This is a genomic window from Calothrix anomala FACHB-343 (assembly GCF_014696435.1).
GTDB classification, from domain to species: Bacteria; Cyanobacteriota; Cyanobacteriia; order Cyanobacteriales; family Nostocaceae; genus Aulosira; species Aulosira anomala_A.
Genome location: NZ_JACJQG010000096.1, coordinates 23,384 through 30,804, shown reverse-complemented (window position 1 = coordinate 30,804; position 7,421 = coordinate 23,384). Strand labels below are relative to the sequence as shown.

Here is a 7,421-nt window from a genome sequence, read left to right as displayed (position 1 = left end):
ACTTCTTAAAATATCTTTTTTACTCATTTAATGTGTTCTTTTATTCTCTATTGATGAATCAACCTCAGTAATAACCGATTGTGACAGTGCTGGGTACGGAAGGAAGGTTTTAAGAGTGTGTTGTTAACTTTTCAACAGCATATGCCACTAGCAGAAACTCCAAATTTAGTTACTCATTGGGAATATTTTTATGAACGTACTTTAGGATGTGTTGGCATACTGAAAGATTGGCTGAGGCGCGTTCTTAAAGATGCTTTGGATCGAGAAGCAACAACAATCACTCTCAAAGATTTACAAAAACGCGCTTGGTCAGTTGCTCAATGCCAGAGAATGTTCAAAGACATTCAAGAAGGCGAACGACAATTATCTGAAACGGAAACAGATATACAAAACTTACGCTCTGCATTAGGACTTGGAACAAAATCAATCGCACTACCTGAAGAAAACCCAAAATCTACTCGTCCGCCAGGAAAGGTTGGCAAACGCAAACCTAAAAGAGATCCCATCGGAGTGCAACAAGATGTTAGCTAGTGCATTAGAAACATACGAATCTTGGGATTTGGAAAAGCCATTAATTCCACAACGTAGTCGCCTGTATCAACCTCAACCTGTAGGTCTGAGTACACCTTACATAGAGAGTTTAACAGGTTATATCGCACGCATAGCAGAGTTGCATGGAGTTCTTCCAGGTATCTTAATGACTAGAGAAATTGCTCCACTGGTCAATAAACTATATTTCCAAAATGGAGCTAATCGAGGTTTTCGTGAAATCTTCAATCGTAGTCAAGCGTTAAATGGCATGGGAGAGATGGCAGCAGATTTAGTTCAAGTGTTACAAAATTGACGCTTAGAGATGACTTGCGTTTTTTAACCATGCTGTTTTGGTCAGACATTTTGACTCCACGCAATTTATTTCGCACTAAAAAAGCTTGGTGTCCAATTTGTTACCAAGAGCAATACCAAAATGGGCAAGTAGTTTATGAGCAATTGCTTTGGACAATCAAATTAATTAAAATTTGCCCTCAGCATCAAAAACCCTTGATTGAGGTTTGCCCTCACTGCAATCATCAATCACTTTTATTAAACTGGTACTCAAGACCTGGTTACTGTTCAAAGTGTGGAGAGTGGTTAGGCATAAATCAATGCCTTAAGACATTTAGAGATGGTGAAGTATCAATAAAATTACATTTGGAGTGGCAGTCTTGGACTGCCAATGTTGTAGGAGAGTTGATTTCATCTGCTCAAAGCTTTGAATCTCCCCCGTCCAAGGAAAATATTACAAAATCATTAAATTTAGTTATTGATAAAGTTGCAGAAAATAATGCAGCTGCATTTTCTCGTCTTATTGGAGTACCAAAAAATAGTTTGTGGATGTGGCAATCTACTAAAACCTTGCCAGAGTTAAATATACTTCTGAAGATTTGTTACGAATTAGAGATATCCTTGGTAGAATTTCTTGCTCCAAAAAATCTAGTCAATAAATCTTTTACAAAAATCTCGCAGAAGTATCTCCAACTTTCTCGCACACCAAGAGTATCTCCAAAAGCTTTCGAGCAAAATCAAGTAAGAGATGCTTTATTAGCCATACTTGCAGGTAGTGAAGAACCGCCACCAACAATGGAAGAAGTTGCAAAGCGTTTAGGTCATCATAACAAAACTATTTCTAGACATTTTCCAGATTTGTGTAGTGCTATTTCTGCTAAATGTCGTGATTACAATAAAGCTTGTCGCCTCAAAAGCATAGAGAAACTTTGTAGCGAGGTTAGAGAGATTGTCCTTAGCTTGAATGCTCAGGGTGTCTATCCAACAGAAGCTCGCGCTTGTCAATTAATGACAAATCCGGGGTGTTTTAGATATAAGCAAGTACGTCGTGCTTTTAATGATGCACGACAAAAGTTTGGTTCTAAGCTGTTATAGTTTTAACAATGACAGCTTATAAAGCTAGAAGCATAACCTTGCCGATCCTTATTAAAACCATAAGCTTGCCGTAACGGCAAGCTTATGGGTAAAGGCACAAAAAAGCCGCTAAATTAGCGGCTTTTGTGAGTGGGCAGTACCAGACTCGAACTGATGACATCCTGCTTGTAAGGCAGGCGCTCTACCAACTGAGCTAACCGCCCGTTTGCGCTCACGTTTATATAATATAGCAAAAGATTTTGAATCGCGCTAGTATTTTTGAGAAAAAATTTTTTGAGAACCTTAAAATGCCCTCTGGTCGAACCCACGATAGCATTACGCTGTATGCTCTGCCGTTTGTGGCGGGGGTGACTTTCTGGCAGACTGGCAGTAGCAATGTGACCTTATTTGTTGCCGGCGGGTTTTTGTTTGGGGGGCTGATGTTCGGCCCGGATTTAGATATTTACTCAATTCAATACCAACGCTGGGGTTTCTTGCGCTGGATTTGGCTACCCTATCAAAAAAGTTTGCGGCATCGCTCCTTTTTATCCCACGGGCCGATTATTGGCACGACGCTACGAGTCGTTTATCTGAGTTGCTTAATTGCGATCGCGGCCATTTTTATTTTAATCATTGCCGAAAAGCTAGGGAATATCGTCTTTAGCTGGCAACATGTCGGCAGTACAGTCAAGCGATCGCTCACCAGTTACAGCACTGAATTTCTCGCCTTATTCTTAGGTATGGAACTCGGCGCTATGAGCCATTCCCTCAGCGATTGGGGCAATTCTGCATACAAGCGAGTCAAAAAACAAGGCATTCAGGCGTTGTTGCCAAGTGGCAAAATGAAGAAACGTAAACCGTATCGGGCAGGGGGGCAGGGTGCGGGGGGTAGGGGGACAAGGGGGACAGGGGGGACAAGGAGGACAAGGAAGACAAATGACAAATGACTATTGACTATTGACAAATGACTATTGACTATTGACTATGAACCAAAACTTAGCAGCATTACAAGAATTAATTGAGGTGGTGGCAAAATTGCGATCGCCTAATGGTGGGTGTCCTTGGGATTTGGCACAAACGCCGGAAAGTCTGACACCCTATGTGATTGAGGAAGCTTATGAGGTGGTGGATGCAATTAAGAGTGGTGACCAAAAGGCGATCGCAGAGGAATTAGGTGATTTACTATTACAAGTAGTCTTGCAAGCCCAAATCGCCAGTGAATCGGGACAATTTTCTCTTAAAGAAATTGCTGAAGGGATTACCCAAAAATTAATTCGCCGTCATCCCCATGTATTTGGTGATGTGGAAGTAGCGAGTGTGGATGAAGTGCGGCAAAACTGGGAGGAAATCAAAGCTGCTGAAAAGGGCGAACCGTCCCCAGAAAATCAAAAACTCACCGCTAAACTCAGTCGTTATGGGCGCACCCTTCCCCCATTAATGGCAGCAATGAAGATTTCCCAAAAAGCGGCGGCTGTGGGCTTTGAGTGGGAAAATATTGAGGGGGTGTGGGATAAGTTTCATGAAGAGTTAGCCGAATTTCAAAAAGCTTTAGCCGAAGAAACCCCAGAAGCCCAACAAGCAGAATTAGGCGATTTACTCTTTGCCACTCTGCAACTAGCCCGTTGGCATAATCTCGATCCCAGCGTCGGTTTGCAAGGCACAAATCAACGATTTATCCAAAGGTTACAAAAAATGGAGGCAGTTGTTGACCGCCCCCTTTCGGATTACACTTTGGCTGAATTAGAAACTTTGTGGCAACAAGCAAAGGCGCAAATTGCAAAGGAAGGGTGAGGAGGGAGGGGGTAGGTTGTTGACGGTTGACTGTTGACGGTTGACTGTTGACGGTTGACTGTTGACTGTTTCCCAATGCCCCATGCCCCATGCCCAATTACGACTTCTTCACCTCAAACCACTTATCATAAAGCGATTGATATGTGCCATCTTCTCTGAGGCTCAACAATGCACTATTGATTTGTTTGCGGTAGGAGCTGTTATTCGGGAGGACAATACCGTAGTTTTCTTCCCGGAAAACGCTACCTACTATCTCTACTTTACCGTGCCCTTGATTGGCAGCATAAAACAACAGTACGGGCGCATCAAAGACTACAGCATCAGCTTTTTTGTTTTGTAAAGCCTCATAAGCTTGCTCAATCTTGGGCACTTCGAGGACGGGAATTTTTTGTTCGCGCAGATATTTGGCGGCGGTGCTACCAGCAGTGGTTGCGACTAACTTACCCGGTAAGTCGTCTACACTCTTGATATCGCCCTGAAGTTGCTGTACGGTGAGAGATGTCGTAGCGGCGGCTGTAAAATAGGCAACAAAAAGAACGCCGATAAACATCCAGATAATTGCTATTACCCGCCCAATTACACCTTTGGGCATTTCGTCGGCTTGAGTTGCTAAGGTTGCGGCTGCCCACCAACAAGCTTTAAAAATTCCGGGGAAGTATGATTTATCGATCATTCCTTCTTTATGATTGCGTTCTGATAGCCAAATGATATGGGCGGCGACGACAATCAGCAGCAAGGCTACACCAACTACTTGAAATAGGGTAGGAGAAAATATCAATTGCAAAATGTTAGCAAAAGCACCACCATTGGCTTCTGGGGGTCTTACCATGATTTGCAACCCACCTGCAAACATGGGTAAGGAGAAATCAAAGTTCTCCTGTCTTTCGGCGGTAATGGAGATAGCCGCAATACCCGCATTGGCTTTGCTATCTTTCACCGCAGAAAGTAAATCTGCTACGGTAGAATATTCAACAAATTCCGATTTTATCCCTATTTTGTTAGCAATGCTGCGCCACAGGTCAATACTAAAGCCGGATAGTTGATTATTTTCCGAAATTACAAAGGGTGGAATTACCCTGGTGGCAACGAGGAAGGAATTATTATTATTGGTTGCTGCTGGTTGTGCTTCTTCGGCTATTCCTGGATGGATGAAAGATAGCGCTAGCAATAACGCCATCACACCGCCGATTAATCTCAGCCAAATGCGTCCTTGAGGGGAACTTCTGCTGTTATTTTTACTGTAACCTCTGTAAAAATAGGTAATCTGGCTTTTCCAGCCGACCATGAATTGGCGGAATCTACGAGCGATCGCATTTATCATTGGTACTTCTTTGGGTTGTATGTAGTATCTATCTATCATTCCCAAGCCATAACAAATATCACATAGGTGGTACTAAGTTGTTGACTGTTGACGGTTGACTGTTGACTGGAAACAAAAATGGTGTTCTAGGGGCTAGAAGGGAACGAGGACAAGGAGGACAAGGGCGACAAGGAGAAATGACAATTCACCCTGAGCGTTCGCGCAGCGTCTCCCCTTGGGAGAAGAGAAGCTGAAGGGATGACCAATGACAAATGACAAATGACAAATGACCAATGACCAATGACCAATGACCAACCAACAAAAAACAGGGGTAGTGATTCACCACCCCTATTAAATTACAGCTTGGATAAATTAGAAATGCTCTGCGAACAGGCTAACTGCTACTTGCAAATATCGTCAAGGCCAATCCTAAAATAACTGCCCCGCCACCCAGTATAAATGACCAGAAGCGGTGGTAACTATTAACAACCGTACCGTTTTCACTTTGGAGATTAATCAAATCCATCCAAGGTGCAACGCCGCGACGGAACCAACCCACAGCCCCTACTTGTTCGCCTATCAAGCTTTGGACGCGCTTCATCCCAAACAGAAAATTACCAATGGGGCCAAAGCGTGAGGCGTAGTGCAGATATAACATGCCGCTACGGTCTTGAATTTTTAAATCGGAACCAAATTTATAACCTGCGTCACCACGTCCGATGAGTTGTCCTTCTAATTTTGCAGGTTGACCGCGTAACGGACTAGCGTAGGGGTCTGACATTAAAGTGAGAATATCGGTTTCCGGTGCTTGTTTGTAGTCGGGGAACATCACCAAAGCTTTAACGATAATTCCCACACCCAAGCCGATGAATGGTGCGCCAAAGACCAAACCGACATGGGAGGAACTAGATAACATCATAATGCTGATGACCAAGCCCACTAAGAAACCAATAGTTTCCGCACCATACAGCACTACATCTAAAAAGAAATTGCCGTAAAGCCGTTTTTTACTCAGACTCTTACCTTCACCAATGACTCGCCCCATATCAAACTCAATTGGTAAACCCAACTGTTCTGCATAGGTACTCAAGGCGCGGACTCGTTTACCTGTGAGTGGGTGTGTAGAATTTAACTCCATCCACCAAGCCCAGGGGTTAAACATATCCCACAAAAAGACGCGACCGATTTTTTGGGTATCGCTAGCAATGCGGTAAGCTGTACCGGTGGAAGCTGCTGCTTTCGGGTCATAAATGCCTAAGGCGCGGGTTCCTTCAATTAATCGGCTGGGTTCTTGGGTGCGGGAACCTTCTTCTAAAATCCCATAGGCAATTTTTACCAAAGCGCGGGATAAGGCATTGGGATTACCAGTAGTTTCCGCAGCGAAGTGGTCAGCAAAGTATTCTCTGGTACGGGAGAGATATAGTATGAGGTAAGTACCGACTATATAGAAGACATAAGCAACGAGAGCCGCAGTTTGCATGGCGTCTTTGATTTTGCTATCGCCACCACCACGACCAAATGTCCTCGCTGTGCTGTAAATTAGGTAGCAAATTTGCACTAAGGTAGAAGCTACTGTCATCACGGCAAAGTCCCAGTGGACAATGTGCCCTAATTCGTGAGCGTAGACGGTAGCAATTTCATCATCGTCTAAATAAGTAAAAAGTCCCTGACTAACTACTAACCGGGCGCTATTGGGTAAAGAGCCGTAGGTAAAAGCGGTGGGGTTTTGGTCGTCGATAATACCTAGTCTTGGGGTCTTGATTTTCTTTTGTTCGCAGACTTGCTGTATTACTCTTGCTGTTTCCGGACTTTGGCTTTCAATTTCGGCTAAATCTACCCAACGGGTATGGTAAAGCCAACCTTGGGTTAAGTCCATCAGGAAAGGCGAGAGGAAGAAAGCCGCGAGATTAAAAACTATAGTGATGGTAAGAGCGATCGCTAATCCTTGTAGTGGATCGTCGCTACCTAAAATAAATACTAAACTCAAACCTAAAGCTAACACCATCCCAAACAGCAATGTCATGGTGACGCCAGAAGCTAATACCAAACTTCCGCCGACACCACCCATTGCTAATTTTGCACCAGCCGTAGCCGCACGCCCAGCTTTTTGGATAGCATGAGAGGGGGTTGCTGGTGGTTGCGTCAGAGATTTTCCCGCTTGTTCCGCCCAACTGCGAACTTGGGAATTTTCACTCATCAACAATTTGCGATGCAAGACTGCGGCTTTTTCGAGTTCGCCTGTCCCTTGATAAGCTTTCATCAACCACATTTGGGCTGACAAATAATCGGAAGAATTTTGATCAACCGCATTCCGACAGACTTGTTCAAGGATTTGAACAGCTTCGGAATAACGTCCTTGATTAAAGGCATCTAATCCAGATTGCAATGACATAGTATCTCCTTAGCAAAGGAGTAGTAATTGATCGATCAATAC

Annotated in this window: 8 protein-coding genes and 1 tRNA gene; 6 read left to right on the top strand and 3 right to left on the bottom strand. The window is 43.8% G+C overall.

Annotation, left to right across the window (positions count from 1 at the left end; genetic code table 11):
* The first annotated feature begins 117 nt into the window (after window positions 1–117).
* The 3 genes from H6G08_RS33860 to H6G08_RS33850 are packed head-to-tail and all read left to right on the top strand — an operon-like array spanning window position 118 to window position 1,917.
* The gene (locus tag H6G08_RS33860) at window positions 118–531 is read left to right on the top strand and encodes a hypothetical protein (protein WP_190551220.1); all 414 of its coding nucleotides are present in this window, start codon (window positions 118–120) and stop codon (window positions 529–531) included.
* The gene (locus tag H6G08_RS33855; RefSeq protein WP_190551218.1) at window positions 521–844 is read left to right on the top strand and encodes a TniQ family protein; all 324 of its coding nucleotides are present in this window, start codon (window positions 521–523) and stop codon (window positions 842–844) included. The genes H6G08_RS33860 and H6G08_RS33855 overlap by 11 nt, the downstream gene beginning before the upstream one ends.
* A gap of 29 nt (window positions 845–873) precedes the next feature.
* On the top strand, window positions 874–1,917 hold the full coding sequence (locus tag H6G08_RS33850) for a TniQ family protein (RefSeq protein ID WP_190551216.1): 1,044 nt from the start codon (window positions 874–876) through the stop codon (window positions 1,915–1,917).
* Window positions 1,918–2,047: 130 nt separating this feature from the next.
* Here H6G08_RS33850 and H6G08_RS33845 read toward each other — a convergent pair.
* A tRNA-Val gene (locus H6G08_RS33845) sits at window positions 2,048–2,120 on the bottom strand.
* Window positions 2,121–2,204: 84 nt separating this feature from the next.
* Between H6G08_RS33845 and H6G08_RS33840 the strand changes: the two genes are divergently transcribed.
* Both H6G08_RS33840 and mazG read left to right on the top strand, forming a co-directional pair.
* Complete coding sequence (locus H6G08_RS33840) at window positions 2,205–2,843, top strand: metal-binding protein (protein WP_190551214.1); 639 nt, start codon at window positions 2,205–2,207, stop codon at window positions 2,841–2,843.
* Window positions 2,844–2,880: 37 nt separating this feature from the next.
* Window positions 2,881–3,687: a nucleoside triphosphate pyrophosphohydrolase gene (mazG, locus tag H6G08_RS33835; protein WP_190551227.1), complete on the top strand. Its 807-nt coding sequence runs from the start codon at window positions 2,881–2,883 to the stop codon at window positions 3,685–3,687.
* 97 nt (window positions 3,688–3,784) lie between these two features.
* Here mazG and H6G08_RS33830 read toward each other — a convergent pair whose 3' ends face one another.
* Window positions 3,785–5,047: a transporter substrate-binding domain-containing protein gene (locus tag H6G08_RS33830; RefSeq protein WP_390626873.1), complete on the bottom strand. Its 1,263-nt coding sequence runs from the start codon at window positions 5,045–5,047 to the stop codon at window positions 3,785–3,787.
* 62 nt (window positions 5,048–5,109) lie between these two features.
* Between H6G08_RS33830 and H6G08_RS38415 the strand changes: the two genes are divergently transcribed.
* The gene (locus H6G08_RS38415) at window positions 5,110–5,241 is read left to right on the top strand and encodes a hypothetical protein (RefSeq protein ID WP_277877872.1); all 132 of its coding nucleotides are present in this window, start codon (window positions 5,110–5,112) and stop codon (window positions 5,239–5,241) included.
* A gap of 140 nt (window positions 5,242–5,381) precedes the next feature.
* Here the strand turns inward: H6G08_RS38415 and H6G08_RS33825 are convergent, their stop codons facing one another.
* A complete protein-coding gene (locus H6G08_RS33825; RefSeq protein WP_190551212.1) occupies window positions 5,382–7,379 on the bottom strand; it encodes a zinc metalloprotease HtpX in 1,998 nt (665 codons plus the stop codon).
* Between the last annotated feature and the right edge of the window lie 42 nt (window positions 7,380–7,421).

Coding starts and splice junctions, on each gene's coding strand:
- H6G08_RS33855 (WP_190551218.1), top strand. CDS start 521: ATGTTAGCTAGTGCATTAGAAACATACGAATCTTGGGATTTGGAAAAG.
- H6G08_RS33850 (WP_190551216.1), top strand. CDS start 874: ATGCTGTTTTGGTCAGACATTTTGACTCCACGCAATTTATTTCGCACT.
- H6G08_RS33840 (WP_190551214.1), top strand. CDS start 2,205: ATGCCCTCTGGTCGAACCCACGATAGCATTACGCTGTATGCTCTGCCG.
- mazG (WP_190551227.1), top strand. CDS start 2,881: ATGAACCAAAACTTAGCAGCATTACAAGAATTAATTGAGGTGGTGGCA.
- H6G08_RS33830 (WP_390626873.1), bottom strand. CDS start 5,047: ATGATAGATAGATACTACATACAACCCAAAGAAGTACCAATGATAAAT.
- H6G08_RS33825 (WP_190551212.1), bottom strand. CDS start 7,379: ATGTCATTGCAATCTGGATTAGATGCCTTTAATCAAGGACGTTATTCC.